The sequence below is a fragment of the Methylobacterium sp. ARG-1 genome (assembly GCF_001262595.1).
Lineage (GTDB): Bacteria > Pseudomonadota > Alphaproteobacteria > Rhizobiales > Beijerinckiaceae > Methylobacterium > Methylobacterium brachiatum.
Window position 1 is genome coordinate 1 of record NZ_LHCD01000063.1, and the last position, 15000, is coordinate 15000.

The window sequence follows — 15000 nt, forward strand, 5'->3', positions numbered from 1 at the left end:
TGGCGGTGGGTCGATGGTGTTGAAGGGGTGGTCTCGGTCGGGGCCGATCAGGCCCGCGGGGCGCTCAAGACGCCGGGGAAGCGGGCGCGGAGGGCTCGGGCGTGGTCGATGGCCCAGGCATGGCGCTGGCGCAGGTCAGCGGGATCGCCGTCGGCGCGGATGAGGCGAACCCGGTAGGAAGCAGCCAGCACGAGGCAGGTCGCATGGTCCTGGCGGGCGTGGGTGAGGCGCCGGGTTGGCGAACGCAGAACGAGGGGAAGTGCGTGGTTCATCGCGCACCTGCCCTCAATGCGAGGCCATGTGCCGGGCGAGCTTCGCGGCACCCCAGGCGGCCTTGAGCGCCACCGACATGGCCTCGGCCCAGGTGCAGCTATACCGCGCCTGGTGGAGGCGGGCGGCCTTGGCAGCGGCATGCATGATCGACGACCGATCAAACTTGCCGGCGGCGAACAGCGGTCGGCGGCCATAGCGGACGGTCAGGTTGATGGACGCCTTGGCGGCGAGGAGACCGGGCGGGATCTTGGCCCGGTCATCACGGATGTCGCGGAGTGCGGCGACCCAGGAGAGGCGACGGTTTGACATTGGGAATGCCTCAATCGGAGTTGATACGGCATCAACTCGACTTGAGATTGCCACTTCGATTGTGAAAGTCAACACCGCAGTTGATAATTTCTCGCCTCGGGTTATAGTCAAGCCATGTTGAAGCCCGAACAGATCCGCGGTGCCAGGGCCATGCTCGGGCTGACGCAGGCTGAGATTGCCAAGCGCGCCGGCATGTCGGTGACGGGGCTGAACAACATCGAGCGCGGCGCGTCAGACCCGAAGGCCTCGACGCTCGACGCCATTCGGCGGGTGTTCGAAGAGGCGGGGATCGCGTTCACGAACGGGGGCGAGCCCGGCGTGAAGCTCGTTCGTAAGGATCCGACGTGACCCGCGCGCCATAGTCAAAGATCCGGATTTCTGGCAATCCGGCATTCCCGACAAATGGAATTCCGGATTTCTTCCATGAAAGTCGTCTCGTTCGTGTCGCTCAAGGGCGGCACGGCTAAGAGCACCATCGCAAGGCATTGCGCCGTGGCGGCCATGCGGGCGGGGCACAAGGTCGTCGTGGTCGATTGCGATCAGCAGGGCACGCTCCGCGAGTGGGGGCAGACGCGAGGGCGCGAGCCGACTGTGATTGGCGAGACCTCGACGCAGCGGCGGTACGTGGAACAGACGCTCGAGCGGCTACGGGGCGACGGTACCGACTTGGTCCTGATCGACACCCCTGGCTCGTTCGAGGGTGCCTACAGCGCGAACGCGGTCGCCCTGTCGGACTTCGTGGTGATCCCGTGCCGGCCAAGCGGCGAGGACACGGCTGCGTTCTGGGAAACAGAGTCCCGGGTCTCGGACGCCGGCAAGCCGTTCGGGGCCGTGGTCAGCCAGGCGCCGACTACGTCGCCCAAGCCGGCCGCCGACCTGATGACGCTGTTCCGCGAGTCCGGGGTCGAGGTGTGCCCGCAGGCCATCCATCTCCGGCAGATTGTCTCGGCGACGTACAGCGCTGGCTCGACGGTGTTCGAAGCGGATCGAGCCAGCGGGTCGGATGGGCGAGCGGTGGAAGAGTTCTCGGCGGTGTGGTCGTGGTTGGCGGAACGCGTGGGAGTGAAGGCGTGAGCAGCGTGTTGAAGGGTCGGCCAGAACGCCCGAAAGCCAGCATGCCCGAAAGCCAGACTTCCGGAGATCGGGCAGCGCGTGCGGACTCGGACGTGGTGAAGGTCACGACCCGCCTAACCCAGCGCCAGGCTCGAGCGATGAAGGTTCTCGCCGCCCAACAAGGGGTGTCTGTAGAGGATGCGTACAGCGCTGCGGTGGACGCCTACCTGCGCGGGTTCTAGCCCGAGACGCTCGCCGGATTACCAGCATGCTGGAATGCCAGGTTTCGGGCATTCCAGAAATCCAGGCGGCTTAGATGTGGGTCGCGCCCATATTGCCCGCCGGGGAGGGGAGCCGCCGAGCTGCCACATGGGACGTGACGGCCGACAGCTCCCGCAGGTCGGCCGGGCGGGACCCCGGCTGACCCGCATCCATACCCTGATCCTCGGATCCCTTCATCATGGGAGATCGCCGCGGGCACCCCGCCAGGCGAGACCGATACCGGCTTGCCAGAATTCCAGCTTGCCGGATTGCTGGCGGATCTGATGCAGGTTTGACTTCGCTTGTCGGCTCGAGCGGCCGGCACGACGGGGTTTCACTGTGAAAGCCGGTCAAGCCAATTAGAAGTCAACGATGTAATTAGACTTTCGTCGATATATTCAGAGCCTGCTCAAAGTGAAAAATGTCGGTCGTACTCGTTGTATCCAAGTCGTGACCGTGTATATTTTCAGCCATTCTTTACAGGATGGCAGCAGATGCAGCATTCGGACACCAACGCTGACGGCTATCGTCCGGCTGGGTACATCATGAAGCGTTTCGGCGTGACCCGCCTGACGCTTCACAACTGGATCACCCGTCGGGAAATCGGCTTCCCTGCGCCCGCCCTGCGGATCGCCGGGCATCGCTACTGGCGGGTCTCGGACTTGGCCGCGTTCGAGGCTGCTCAGGCTGCGAAGCAACACGTCTCGGACGCCGCGTAGGCCGAGCCGCACTGCCTCGGCGGTCGGCCGCTCGAGGATCACCGCGACTTCATCAGAGCCGGTCTCTGCCCCTGCGAGGGCTACCATGTCACCCCATACGGAAAAGGCCCCCGATGTTCCCGCATCGGAGGCCCATTCAGAGAAAATCTGCTCGGCAGCGGACTTCGGCAAGCACCATACCCCGCGCGGACTCCTCGCTCAAGTGGAGCGCGGCGCATTCATCATCGAGATCGCCGTCGTTACTGGCGGGTGGGGTCTGATGGTTGTGCAGATCGTCCGCAAGATCCTGGCGGATGGGGGGTTCGCATGAGCGTCCATTCCCTGACCCTCCGCGAGCTCGCCCGGACGCTCGGCGGCGAGGTAGCCGGCAGCGGTGTTCTGTGCCCGGGACCTGGCCGCGGCCCGCGCAACCGCAACCTGTCGGTCCGCCCATCCGCGGAGCACCCCGACGGCTTCGTTATCCACTCGTTCGCTGGCGACGACTGGCGCTTCTGCCGCGACCACGTTGCGGGGCTTCTCGGGCTCGCTGGCGACCGGCACCGTACCGCCCGCGTCATCGACCCGGGCGAAGCCCGCCGCCGCCAGGAGGCCCGCGAGCGCGACGAGCGGGCCGCCAAGGTCAATTCGAAGCGGCGGCGCGATCGCGCCCTCTCGACATGGGACGAGGCGCGCGACCCGCGCGGCACGGCCGTCGATGCGTACCTCGGCGGTCGGTGCCTTGATCTCTCGGACGAGATCGCGGGAGCGGTGCTCCGCTTCCATCCGCGATGCCCGTTTGGCGAGACGACTGTGCCCGCCATGGTTGCCCTGGTCCGGGACGTTCTGACGGATGCGCCGATCGGCATTCACCGTACCGCCCTCGACGATCGCGGTCGCAAGGTCGTCGTGAATGGACACGACCGCCTTGCCCTTGGGGCGGTGGCGGGCGGCGCCGTGAAGCTCACGGCGGACTCCGAGGTCACGACCTGCCTCGGGATCGGGGAGGGGATCGAGACTGCCCTTTCGCTTTGGCGAACCCCTGAGTTCGGCAGCTCGCCGGTGTGGTCCCTCATCTCGGCCGGCAACGTCGAGACCTTCCCGGTTCTCTCCGGGATCGAATGCCTCTGGATGGCGGTCGATCACGACCCGGCAGGCCTGCGCGCCGCCCGCGCCTGCGCCGCCCGGTGGCAGGCCGCCCAACGGGAAACCTTCCTCATCACGCCGGACGCCCCCGGCGCAGACCTCAATGACCTCATCAAGGGGGCGCACCATGGCTAACGCGACGGGCTACTCGATCGAGCACGGTATGCCGGCCGAGCCCACCGGCAGCGAGCCGCTGTTCGGCTTCACCTTCGACGGCGAGGTGCCTGCCGATCCGCCTCGCTACCTGGTCAAGCACCTGTTGCCAGCCGAGGGCGTGGCGATGCTCGGGGGGCAATCCGGAGCCGGCAAGACCTTCACCGCCGTTGACTTGGCGGTGTCCCTGGCGACCGAGCAACCGTTCTTCGGGCGCCGCATCGTCGAGCCGGTCGGGACGCTCATCCTGGCCGCGGAGGGCGCCGGGACGCTCGCAGGCCGGATCGAGGCGGCCCGGAAGGCGCGCGCCAGCGGGGAACACCTGCCGATCGCTTGGATGGGCGCGGTTCCCAACCTCGCGGACCCCGAGGAGGTGAAGGGGCTTCTCCCGAAGATCCGAGCGGTAGACGCCCGCATGCGCAAGATGTTTGACGTTCGTCTTGGCGTCATCATCATCGATACTCTGGCCGCTGCCTTCGCCCTGAAAGACGAGAATGATGCCGCCGAGGCGCAGCAGGCCCTTCGGCACATGCGAATGCTCGGCGAGCCGTTGGGTGCCCTCGTGATGCCCGTCCACCACTACGGTAAGAGCGAGGAAACCGGCCTGCGCGGATCCTCGGCCTACCGCGGCGGTGCCGATGCGGTGTTGAGCGTGCTGGCTGATCGCAATCAGGTCACCGGCGAGGTCACCACCCGATCGCTCAACCTTGCAAAGACACGCTGCGGTGAGGAAGGCCCCATTGCAGCGTTTTCACTGCGTTTTACTCAACTTGGTATCGATGAAGACGGCGATCCTTTCGGCGCCTGCGTAATCGATCCGGCCCTCGATCAGCCGCCGCCCTCAACCCGTAAGGCGCCGCAGAAGGATCCGCTCCCCATCGTGGCGCTGAAGGGCGCTTTCGACGAGGTCATGCTGACCCATAGCCGCGACGTGAAGGTTCGGGGCCAGGGGGCGACGGTCCAGGCGATCACCGTCGAGGAACTGCGGCCGGAGTTCCGGCGCCGCTATGCAACCGGCGAGACCGATGGCGAGAAGGCCGCGAACACGATCCGGCAGGCTCTCAAGCGTGCCCTGTCGGCCTGCCCGAAACACGGGTTCACGACGGCGACTTGGGACGGGGAGGAATGGTTATGGAAAGCGTAGCCGTGACAACCGTGACATGCGTGACAAATGAAGAATGTCACGCATGTCACGCCCCCCGTCACCGTGACATGGACCGTGACACGCGGGGCACCCCCCTTAAGGGGGGCCCCCGGTGTCACGCCTGTCACGCGGGGCTGAGTTTCGAGGATGGCGGATCCGACCGTGACAAGCCCGGACCACGATCGCGGCGGAAGGGGCTTCGGTATCTCGAGGCCATGATCGCCTGGACCCCGCGAAGCGAGGCCGAGGGGCACCGTTCGACGGTGGGTCAGGTCAAGGTCGGTCCCTGGCCTGACCGAACCGGGTGGAGCGATGGCTTCGCCTTCCACGGCGGTGGATCGGCGGTGACCGGGCATCTGCCATCCAAGGCGATGGTCGCTATCATGGTGCTCCAAGACTTCAACACCCTGATCCTTCGCGACGGCATGCGGCCCCGGATCGTCCACGAGGCCATGTTAGCCATCGCGGAGTATCGCCGCGCTATCGACCCGGAAATCCCGGGCGCCGGTGGGGCAGGGCGGCCCCGCGAGACCAATGCGGCAACCCGCCCGTGGTAGGATGCCGGTTCCTGGCGAAATCCGGCCCGCTGGCGGCGTTCGAGGGCTCGGCAGCAGGAACACACCGGGAACGAGGCTCGCGGCCGTCCTGGGGCTTCTCGTGCGAAGTCTCGCGCCGCATCCGGTTGGCGATCACAAGATGTGTTGCTCGATCGTCTGCTCCGACCAAGCCAGCGTCGTTGAGGTCTGCACATAACTGACCCGCCCCACAGCCATGCCGAAGGGGACCTCCACACCTGCTTTCCGTAGCAGGTACGTGCACGCCAGCATCTGCGACCCTGACGTGACCATGTCGTCGATAATGACGACCGGCGAACGGACAGGAGCTGTTGCGTACAAGTTTGGTATGAACTGTGATGCGTGCCGGTAACCCGTGCTTTGGTGCTGTCGCTCCTTGGCCTTTCGCCATAAAAAAGCAGGTTGAGCTACCGCTTGACCATTAGAATTTGCTGCTATTGCTTCCGCTAATTTTAGAGTCCGGAAGTCGGGTGTTTTCCCTACGCAGGCATGGCTGTTGGGAACAGGAACCAAAGTCACACGGTCTCGCGTCAGTTCGGCGAGGCGATTTGCTAGATGTTGTCCTGCTATATTTAGGACTTTGTCCATGTTATCTTTATTGAATTTTCTCAGGGTATTTTCCACGGTCAACTCGAAATAACCATTGAAATCATCACCCTTGACGCTTTTTACTATACCGCGAGCCTTATAATCTTCGTCTCTCCAAGTCCCGCCCGCTATAAGATACTCGCAAGAGGAGTGAATTATCAGAGCCGTCATTTTTTTGGCGTGCCGCAGATCCCTCAGGCCAGATTATCGGCAACCTCGGGTTTGTCGATGGATTTCATCCATGGACTCGGCTTTGCGCGACTCAGAGGCGAGAAATGATGTCGTTCGTGCTGGACAACACGACCGTCCGCTCCTCTTTGAGGAAGCGGTGAGGCCACTGCAGGTTAGCGTCATCGACGACAGAGCGCAGGATGAATAACCACCGGCCCTGTCGAATGCACTCGACCGCCTGATGCAGTGTGCCGGACGTGTCAGAGGCTTCCACAATCACCGTGGCGTCGGACAGGAGCGCCATCACGCGGTTGCGCTTGGGGAAGTTGCCTTTGAACACCGCCTCGCCTTCTGCGAACGGCGACAGCAGCAGGTGCCGCTCGGCGATTTCCGTCTGAAGCGCCCCATTCTCGGCGGGATAGGCCTTCTGAAGGGGCGTGCCGATCACCGCTGCGGTGCGTCCGGAAGCTTCAATCGCCGTGGAGAGGGCAACGGTATCCACACCCTTCGCGAGACCGCTGACGACGAGGATCCCAGCGGCGCTTAGCTCACGCGCCAGGCGAGCCGCGCGGCGCGCGCCCTCCTCTGACACCTCACGCGTGCCGACGATCGACACCGCTTTACCGTTTAGAAGGGTGAGGTCTCCCGCGTAGTGCACGAAGGCGTCCCGCGTGCCGTAGCTGCGCAGGAGGTCGAACTGCTTGTCGTTCTTCACCGTACGCCCGGACGACCGGATGAGGTCTTGCAGCTCGATCCGATCGGCGGGGACGGACAGACGGTAGCGCTTGCGGGTCGTACCGCCTCGCTCCCCGCGCTGTTCGGCTCTCGCCGGCATCGTCTCCACCGCTCGCCCCGCGTTCGATGTGCCAACCAAGTCAGGACTCGGACAAGGCCAAGCTACCGCAAGATATCCTAACGGATTATCCACAAGTGAGTTTATAGTTCTTGTTTTGTTCATGGTCTATGGCGAAGATCGGGCATCCGCAGGCCAATTCAGCGTTCTGTCGATCACGATGCCGGAGTCGCGAGGCGCCCCAACACCCGCCCTACCTGCGTTGCACTCCACACGCCACCACGGGCCGTACGGACGCGACGGCCGTTCATCTCAGCCGCGATGGAACGGTGGGTGCCGCCCCGGGCCTGTAGCTCTCGAATGGTCGGCAGCACGGTGGCGGCGAAGGCGTCGGCATCGGCCTTGATCGAGGCGACGCCAAGCGCCCCGGCCTGGTCGAGGTTGGTCCGGTTGCCGAGCTTGGTCCCCTGCGCTTTCTTCGCGGCCAGGGCTGCCTTGGTCCGGGCCGAGATCATCCGGCGCTCTTGCTCGGCCAGGGCGGCGTAGATGTGCAGCATGAAGGGGTCGGCGTCCCGTCCGAGCTCGGCCACCATGAACTGCACCCGCTGCGCCATCAGCCCGGCGATGAACGCCACATCGCGCGACAGGCGATCGAGCTTGGCGACGACGACCGGGCATTTCAGCTTACGGGCGCGGGCAAGGGCATTGGCAAGTTGGGGGCGGCGGTCCAGCGCGTCGGCACCTTTGCCCGTCTCGACTTCCTCGAGCGTCGCGACGACCTCGAAACCCTCGCGGTCCGCGAACTCCGCGATCCGCTGGCGTTGATCCGCGAGGCCAAGCCCACTCTTGCCCTGCCGGTCTGTCGAGACGCGGACATAGGCGACGACGGGGGTCCGAGCCGGAAGCACGATGGCGGTCACGATAGCCTCGACGGCGTTTGACTACGAAACCATACGTCCGTTTGGATTTGTGTTCAATCGGCTTGTCAACGCTCGTCATCGAAACACTGAGATCAACATTGTCCACAGACAGTCATTGGAGATAGATCACAGACAATCATCGTAAGCATAACGGGCGCGGTACTAAGGCATATCGAAGTATCTTCGATCGCCGGTCGTTGCTTTTTGCTTGCAAAGGCTTAAGACATTCATCGGCGCTGGCAATTCGGTCGTATGCGGATGCAGGTCCGATCCATCCTTCGATCGATGCAGGTGCTCGGATGGCATTTGTCCGGGATTGTCCGGGATCGGCTCGACCTTTTCCCACCCCCGAGAGATCGGCATGACACAGTCGAGCAAGCTGAAGTCCGCCGTTACAAACGGCCGAAAGCCTTTCCTGACACGGACAAGCCGGAAGACAGCGGAGTACAGGCGGCTAAAGGATATCTTAGATCGTCTGTTCAACGATCGTGGCGGGCTCGAAAACCTGTCTATCGAGGTACAATCATCCTGCCGTGCGTACGCGGGCCTCTGCGTCCAACAGGAGATCACGCTAGGAAAGCTCGCGGCAGGCGAGGCCGTCGACAGCTTGGCTCTCGCACGTATGGCCTGCGAGCTGGAACGCGCCCGTCGGGCCATGGGGGATCAGCCGCCTAAACGTCCGGCCGCCAGGAAGGGCCGGGTCGTATCCATCACATCGGGCGCCGGGGCGCCTCCCATCGCTGAGCAAGCCCCGTGACCCTCGACTGCAACCCGAAGCAACTGGCGTTCGTCGCCGCCTACACGTCCGGCCCGACAATCGGGAATGCGGCCGCGAGCTGCATCGAAGCCGGCTATTCCCCCGAGAGCGCGCCGGACCTGGTCGAGCATCCTGCCGTTCGGAAGGCTATCGACGACATCCGGACCGAGGCCGAGGCCCTATCCAAGATCACCAAGGCGAAGGCCATGGGGGAGCTCGGCCGCATCGCGTTCACGGACATCCGCGAGATCATCACCTGGAAATCCGTGGTGGTTGAGACGGGCGATGTGGATGACGACGGCGTGCCTCTGACCCGGACCGAGACCCAGGTCTCACTCACCGAATGGGCTCGCTTGAACCCGTCGGCTGCCGCGGCCATCGCGGAGATCCGTCAGACCAAGGATGGCCTGTCGGTCAAGATGCACTCGAAGGTCGCGGCTTTGACCGAACTCGGCCGCCACCTTGGGGTCGCTCAGAAGTTCGCGCACACGGGACCGACTGGCGAAGGTCCAGTCGAGACCATCACGCGCGGAATGACGTCCGAGGAAGCCGGAGAATTTTACCGCCGCACCCTTGATGAAGGCTAGTAATTACTATGTTTAACTGGAACAACTTTGATAAAACCGAAGCTGTAGCGCAGATGAAAGAACGTCTCCGCCTTAATGGTCGCACGTCACGGGTGTTTACCCAGACGGCAGACCATGCTGTCCACGCTACGGCCGATTGTGCTTGTGGCGGCGACCATCATGCGCCGGCGCCCTTGGCGGTCCTGGGCGGGGTCACGACCTCGGCATCGATCGAGGCAGGCAATGCCAAGGCGTGGGGCCGCAAGCCGGTCCTACCGCAGGGGTTCACCGCGGACGCTGGCCTGGCCGGTCCGGGCAATGCCCCGACTCCGGCATCGATGAATGCGCGCGCCGCCGCGGTCTGGAAGCGACCGACTCCCTGACCCCCACCCCGGACCGTCGGACGACGGACCATCTCCTGAGAGAGGCCACCATCATGAAACTTCAGCTCACCACCAACCCCGATACCGGCGTGCGAGAGCTCTCGGCGGCGTTCTACCGGCCCGCCAAGCAGCCGGAGGCGGCCAGCGCGCTCTCGGCTGAACAGGTGCCGGCTGGCAACGTCCGGACGGCCGAACCGCTCTGGACCCCGCCCCCTCCCGCGAAGCTGGTCGTCGAAGATGAGTCCGCGCTTCGCCTTGCCCTCGCGGATGCCCTGACCGCCTTGGCAGATGCTCGCGAGGCCGAGGTTGCCGTCGCCGCGCGCGTGAGCGTCGCTTTCCGAGAGCATGGCGCCGCCGAGGGCCGACACGCTGTGGCAGTCGCCAAGACGACGGCGGCCCGCCAGCAGGCGGCTGTCGCGATGCAGGCGTGGTTGCAGTCCGATGACACCGACGCCCGTCCGGACTCCGGAGCCGTTTCCGCGGCTGTCGCCGTCGAAGCCGCCGCGAAGGTTGATGTCGAGGTGGTCGAGTCGGTGCTGGCCAACCTGAAAATCGAGCACGAGAACGCCATCACCGGGGTCAAGAAGCTGCTGCGCGAGGCCGAGCTGATCCGTGACAAGGTCGTGTTCGCTCAGGCCGCCGCCATGGCCCGGGAGGTCGTCGAGCTCGAAGAACGCACCTTGGAGCTGCGGCTTACTCTGTCCGAGCTGTTCCTGGCGTTGCCGGGGGACCTCCACCGCCCCGCCGGTCTCCGCGAGGCGCTGACCCCCAAGAAAATCCCCCTCGGCATCAGCGATCGAACCCCGGGCGTCCAGCGGTGGGCCCAACTGCGGGTTCAGCTTTTGAGCGACGCGCAGAGCACGGTCGCACCCCTCGGCGACTGACCTCCCCGATTGCCGACGGCGGCCCTGATGGGGTCTCGGCCGCAGTCGGTAAGGCCGCGTCGGCGAACGGCGTGGTCCGCGGCCAGGTGGGGGTGCCGCCAATAACCTTCACCCACCGGCCCGCCTGGATGGCCTCCTTGGCGGGCCGGCACCTCCCGATGAATGACCGAGACCGGCCCGCTGGATAGCGCGCCTTTCCTCTAAATGGACTGGTGTAATTATGGCCGAGACCATCAAAGACTTCCTCGTCTCGGTCGGGTTCAAGGTTGACGGCTCGTCCGAGCGGAAATTCACCGACGCCATCCGCTCGGCCACTCTGCAAGCCGACCTGCTCGCCCGCGGGCTTGAGGGGGCGGCCATCGCCATCGCGAAAGCGGTGGCAAGCATCTCGGCCGGGTTCGAGAGCGTCTATTACACCGCACAGCGCGCGAACACGTCGGTCAGCAGCCTCCGGGCGATGACCTATGCCCTATCGCAGCTCGGCACCTCAGCAGGCTCGGCGCAATCGTCGCTGTCGAACTTCGGCCGGCGCTTGGCGACGGATCCCGGCGCCGAGTCGATGCTCAAAGCGATCGGCGTCCGGACCCGTGATGCATCCGGGAAGCTGCGCGACACCACCAAGCTGTTCGAGGAATTCGGCCGCGTCACGCAGAAGATGCCGACGTATGTCGCGCTCGGCTACGCGCAGCAGCTCGGCGTCGATGAGGACACGATGCGGGCGATGCGGGAGCAGCCCGAATTGCTCGCGCGCCTGCGTCACGAACAGGAGGAATACGCCCGCTCGATCGGGATGAACCAAGACGAGGCGGCACGGAAGGGGCAGCAATTCATGCAGTCGCTTCGGCGGCTGCAGATGGTCGTCACCCTGGTCTCGGAAAAGATCCTGTCCGAGCTCGCCCCGGCGATGAAGGCGTTCGTCGATCAGATCATTGAGTGGATCCGGCAGAACCCGGACGCCATTCGCGACGGGCTCGTGCAGATCGGAGCTGCTGCAACCGACTTCGCCAAGGCGTGCATCGCCATCGCGAAGGAACTCGCCCCGGTCATCGCGAAAATCGGCGAGATGGCCGGCTCGATCACCGGGCACGGCGGCCTGCAAGGCACCATGGAGCTGTTCGCGGCCTTCATGGTTGGATCATGGGCCCTGCGCATCGTCGGGGCCATCACGTCAGTCTCGACCGCCTGGGGCGCGCTGATGCTGCGCTTGGGGATCCCGCTGCTGACGGCCGGTGGCGCCGCCGTGGCGGGCATCCTGGCGACCTCGGTGGCAACTGATAGAGGCGTACTGAACGCGGCCAAGCCCGGCGTCATCACCCGGTCCGACGACGAGAATACCGGTGCGGCTGATAGCGGGGGCATGTTCGACGCGGCGCGCCGGGCTTGGCGTGCCGGCAAGCGTATTCTCGGCGGCGGTGGAGCTGAGGCACACAACCGAGATGACGGGGGCGGGATCAGTGGTCGCGGCGGGGCAGGCATTCGCCAACGCGGAGCGCGCGCGACTGAAATCGACAAGACAAACTATAATTTCAGCGGAGAGAATGCAGACGTTCTCAAGCAAGCCGCGAAAGAACTCGGCACGTCTCCGAAAGATCTTGCGACCGTCATTAGCTACGAGACTGGCGGCAAGTTTTCGCCTTCGATCCGAGGCGGAAAAAACAACAAGTACATTGGCCTTATCCAATTCGGTCCGACCGAACAACGAGATTATGACGCCAATCAGCAGCAGTCGTTCAAAGAGCAGATGCCGGCCGTTGTTCGATACCTCAAGCATCGCGGCTTCAAGCCCGGGATGGGGCTCAATCAGCTCTATGCCACCATCAACGGCGGCAGGCCGGACAAGAGTCAGAACGCCTCTGACGGTAACGGCACGATCGCGCAGCATGTGGAGCGGATGAGAGCCTCGCATAGCCTGCGCGCGGATCGCTTCCTCGCGTCCGGGACGCAGCAGCCGGACGTTGCCGGCGCCGCCAAAGACATGGGCAAGCTGATGTCACCCCAGGATAGGGCCGAGGCGGATCGGATCGAGGCGGCGAAGGCCGAGGCTACCAAAGCGCGTACCGCCCTTACGGAAGCACAGCGCGACGCGCAGGACCGCGAGAAGCGGGAGCGGTGGCAAGCGGTATACCGGGCCACGGGCGACGCAGCGAAGGCCGATGAAGCCGCCCGCACGCTGGCAACCCGGAAGGAGGTCGCGGAAGCGCCCGAGGCACGCCGGCCGACGTTCTCTCCGGCCTTCGGGGCGGACAAAGCACCGCCGCTCACCGGACCGACCCACAACAGCCGGTCGGCCAGCCTGACGCAAAACAACACGTTCAACGTCCAGGGTGGCGAGGCGCGTCAGACCGCGGACCTCGTCGTTCAGGGGCAGAAGTCGGTCGGCACGTTCGGCCTCGAGGGCATCAAATCGGCGATCCGGTAGTACCGTCCAGACCTCCTGAAAGCTGGTAATCCAGAATGCCAGAAAACTTGACTTCCACTTTTCCGGTTGGTCGCGGCCTGAAAGAGCAGCCGGATTTCCGGCCGATCGCTACCACCCGCGCGGATTCTCGTATGGCCAGATTGGACCGGGTCGCCCGCTGCCCCTCGGCAGCATTTCACATCATCAGCGTGATCCCGGCGCGTCGCCTTCCACAGCAGAGTGGCGGGATCACGCGCCTGCCGTCCGCAACGCTGGTCGCTCTGACGGATTCGCACCTGCCGCTCTCCCTCGCGACCCTGCCATCGCCCTCGGTTTCCCCGATTCTAGAACTTCAGTAGGCGTGCGCTTCGGGGATTTGCACCCACCCCCCTGTACCGATGAAAGTCCGCCACGCCGGGCCAGCCGCAGCCAGGCGGTCCACTCAGGCGAGACGATGCGGATGATGTTGGTGTCGTTCCGGAAGCCCGTCAGCCGCCGTTCCTCGACGGTCAGCAGCCCGAGCTTCCTCGCCTCGCGGATGGCGTTGCGGACCGTGGTCTCGGCGACACCGACGATGGCCGCGAGATGACCCACGGCCAGCCGGCAATCCTTCCTGCGTGCGGTCTCGGCCGCGATCAGTGCCAGCACGGCTTGCTCGGCCAGGGTGAACCGGGCCGCGAGACCTGGCGGGAGCCGCCCGGAGGCCGCCCAGCGGCGACGGCGCTCCATCGAAGCATCCGTACGCGGGCGAGAGCCAACGGACCGCCTGGGCAATCCTACGCGGTTCTGGGGCAATGACGGATTTTCCGTCTTTGAGGTCTCTCGTCGCGCCTCGATCAGGCTGGACAGCGTCTCGGCCTCGGCCTCCGTGACCTTCCCTTCACCATAGGCGCGCCACAGCGCAGCCGTGACGGCCGGCAGTGCGGCGCGCGGGGCCGCTTCCGCCTGTCGGCGGATCTCATAAGCGAACATCGATCGGCCCTGTGTCGGGCCATAGCAGCGCGACAGCCGGCGCGGGGGCACCGACTGTCCACAGGACGAGCCTCATCGTTGCGGGAATTGGCGTTCCCGCTTGACGCCTGGGGGCGTCTCATGGCTTGTGGGGAGTGCAGTTGTCCGCACACAAGCCATTTCGATTTCGACGGCCTTCCAGTTTGGCGACTGGGAGGCCGTTGGCTTTTCAGGGTGCTGCTACGGCGTTGGTAGTCTCCTGAACTTGGCCGACTCGCGCCGCGAGGGCGATCCGACCGCGAACCCCGATACCGCACGAAGCGACGGGGCGTGGCAAGCCGCTCGATCATCCGCGATCGGAAAGACCTTCGAAGCCGGCCGGCAGATCGACCCCTGTCACCGCGAGGATACCGCGGATCAGGGCGGCCAAACCGGCGTGTACGTCGTCGGCTTCCTCATCGAGGCAGCACTCGTTCATCAGTGCCACAGCCACCGCGAGCGAGCCGAGATCAGCCAACGTCGTGGGGGCGCGAGCGGCTGCGACCTGGCTGGCGCGGTCGATGACCGCCTGAAACGCCGTCTCGGCGTCGATCATCCGGGCCGGCGTCGAGCTGATGCGGGCAGCGGATCGGGCTGCGACGTGCCGGGCAAAGACGGCGCCCAGGCTCGAGGGCGCAGCCGGGGCGAACCGGACCGGGACGGGCTGGCTGAAATCGGGGATGCGGACATGGGTCATCGTTCGGGCTCCGTGATGGGCTCGTGGCGGTGGGTCGATGGTGTTGAAGGGGTGGTCTCGGTCGGGGCCGATCAGGCCCGCGGGGCGCTCAAGACGCCGGGGAAGCGGGCGCGGAGGGCTCGGGCGTGGTCGATGGCCCAGGCATGGCGCTGGCGCAGGTCAGCGGGATCGCCGTCGGCGCGGATGAGGCGAACCCGGTAGGAAGCAGCCAGCACGAGGCAGGTCGCATGGTCCTGGCGGGCGT

The 15000-nt window shown here is 65.1% G+C and carries 17 protein-coding genes; 10 read left to right on the forward strand and 7 right to left on the reverse strand.

Annotated features, from left to right (window positions below):
- Positions 1 to 47: 47 nt before the first annotated feature.
- Together AKJ13_RS29320 and AKJ13_RS29325 are read right to left on the reverse strand one after the other, a co-directional pair.
- A complete protein-coding gene (locus AKJ13_RS29320; RefSeq protein ID WP_050736471.1) occupies positions 48 to 272 on the reverse strand; it encodes a hypothetical protein in 225 nt (74 codons plus the stop codon).
- A gap of 13 nt (positions 273 to 285) precedes the next feature.
- Positions 286 to 582: a hypothetical protein gene (locus AKJ13_RS29325; RefSeq protein ID WP_050736472.1), complete on the reverse strand. Its 297-nt coding sequence runs from the start codon at positions 580 to 582 to the stop codon at positions 286 to 288.
- Positions 583 to 696: 114 nt separating this feature from the next.
- On the opposite strand from AKJ13_RS29325, the gene AKJ13_RS29330 reads away from it, so the two are divergent.
- The 7 genes from AKJ13_RS29330 to AKJ13_RS29360 all read left to right on the forward strand — a co-directional run bounded on the left by AKJ13_RS29330 (position 697) and on the right by AKJ13_RS29360 (position 5591).
- Positions 697 to 930, forward strand: coding sequence for a helix-turn-helix transcriptional regulator (locus AKJ13_RS29330; RefSeq protein WP_050736473.1), 234 nt, complete (start codon positions 697 to 699; stop codon positions 928 to 930).
- 75 nt (positions 931 to 1005) lie between these two features.
- Positions 1006 to 1656: a ParA family protein gene (locus AKJ13_RS29335; RefSeq protein ID WP_160320639.1), complete on the forward strand. Its 651-nt coding sequence runs from the start codon at positions 1006 to 1008 to the stop codon at positions 1654 to 1656.
- A 734-nt stretch (positions 1657 to 2390) separates the two neighbouring features.
- Positions 2391 to 2615: a hypothetical protein gene (locus AKJ13_RS29345; protein WP_050736476.1), complete on the forward strand. Its 225-nt coding sequence runs from the start codon at positions 2391 to 2393 to the stop codon at positions 2613 to 2615.
- An 85-nt stretch (positions 2616 to 2700) separates the two neighbouring features.
- Positions 2701 to 2925, forward strand: a complete 225-nt coding sequence (locus AKJ13_RS31775; RefSeq protein WP_144426447.1) for a hypothetical protein — start codon at positions 2701 to 2703, stop codon at positions 2923 to 2925.
- The gene (locus AKJ13_RS29350) at positions 2922 to 3872 is read left to right on the forward strand and encodes a toprim domain-containing protein (RefSeq protein WP_050736477.1); all 951 of its coding nucleotides are present in this window, start codon (positions 2922 to 2924) and stop codon (positions 3870 to 3872) included. The genes AKJ13_RS31775 and AKJ13_RS29350 overlap by 4 nt, the downstream gene beginning before the upstream one ends.
- Entirely contained in the window at positions 3865 to 5034 is a 1170-nt protein-coding gene (locus AKJ13_RS29355; RefSeq protein WP_160320640.1) for an AAA family ATPase, read from the forward strand. The genes AKJ13_RS29350 and AKJ13_RS29355 overlap by 8 nt, the downstream gene beginning before the upstream one ends.
- A gap of 215 nt (positions 5035 to 5249) precedes the next feature.
- A complete protein-coding gene (locus AKJ13_RS29360; RefSeq protein ID WP_050736479.1) occupies positions 5250 to 5591 on the forward strand; it encodes a hypothetical protein in 342 nt (113 codons plus the stop codon).
- Positions 5592 to 5723: 132 nt separating this feature from the next.
- On the opposite strand, the gene AKJ13_RS31780 is transcribed toward AKJ13_RS29360, so the two are convergent.
- From AKJ13_RS31780 to AKJ13_RS29370, 3 genes are all read right to left on the reverse strand, one after another.
- Positions 5724 to 6233 carry a hypothetical protein gene (locus AKJ13_RS31780; protein ID WP_144426448.1) on the reverse strand — a complete coding sequence of 170 codons (510 nt, stop codon included), beginning with the start codon at positions 6231 to 6233 and terminating at the stop codon, positions 5724 to 5726.
- 226 nt (positions 6234 to 6459) lie between these two features.
- A complete protein-coding gene (locus AKJ13_RS29365; RefSeq protein ID WP_082317200.1) occupies positions 6460 to 7203 on the reverse strand; it encodes a DNA-processing protein DprA in 744 nt (247 codons plus the stop codon).
- Between the two features lie 173 nt (positions 7204 to 7376).
- Positions 7377 to 8081: a recombinase family protein gene (locus AKJ13_RS29370; protein WP_050736480.1), complete on the reverse strand. Its 705-nt coding sequence runs from the start codon at positions 8079 to 8081 to the stop codon at positions 7377 to 7379.
- Positions 8082 to 8834: 753 nt separating this feature from the next.
- Here AKJ13_RS29370 and AKJ13_RS29375 point away from each other — a divergent pair.
- The 3 genes from AKJ13_RS29375 to AKJ13_RS29390 all read left to right on the forward strand — a co-directional run bounded on the left by AKJ13_RS29375 (position 8835) and on the right by AKJ13_RS29390 (position 13090).
- On the forward strand, positions 8835 to 9425 hold the full coding sequence (locus AKJ13_RS29375) for a terminase small subunit (protein ID WP_050736481.1): 591 nt from the start codon (positions 8835 to 8837) through the stop codon (positions 9423 to 9425).
- A 415-nt stretch (positions 9426 to 9840) separates the two neighbouring features.
- A complete protein-coding gene (locus AKJ13_RS29385) occupies positions 9841 to 10671 on the forward strand; it encodes a hypothetical protein (protein ID WP_050736483.1) in 831 nt (276 codons plus the stop codon).
- 220 nt (positions 10672 to 10891) lie between these two features.
- Positions 10892 to 13090, forward strand: coding sequence for a phage tail tape measure protein (locus tag AKJ13_RS29390; RefSeq protein WP_050736484.1), 2199 nt, complete (start codon positions 10892 to 10894; stop codon positions 13088 to 13090).
- Positions 13091 to 13318: 228 nt separating this feature from the next.
- Here the strand turns inward: AKJ13_RS29390 and AKJ13_RS31125 are convergent, their stop codons facing one another.
- Complete coding sequence (locus AKJ13_RS31125; RefSeq protein ID WP_082317199.1) at positions 13319 to 14041, reverse strand: helix-turn-helix domain-containing protein; 723 nt, start codon at positions 14039 to 14041, stop codon at positions 13319 to 13321.
- Positions 14042 to 14366: 325 nt separating this feature from the next.
- Positions 14367 to 14615 (reverse strand): hypothetical protein, encoded by a 249-nt coding sequence (locus AKJ13_RS32050; RefSeq protein WP_160320641.1) that lies wholly within the window; start codon positions 14613 to 14615, stop codon positions 14367 to 14369.
- Between the last annotated feature and the right edge of the window lie 385 nt (positions 14616 to 15000).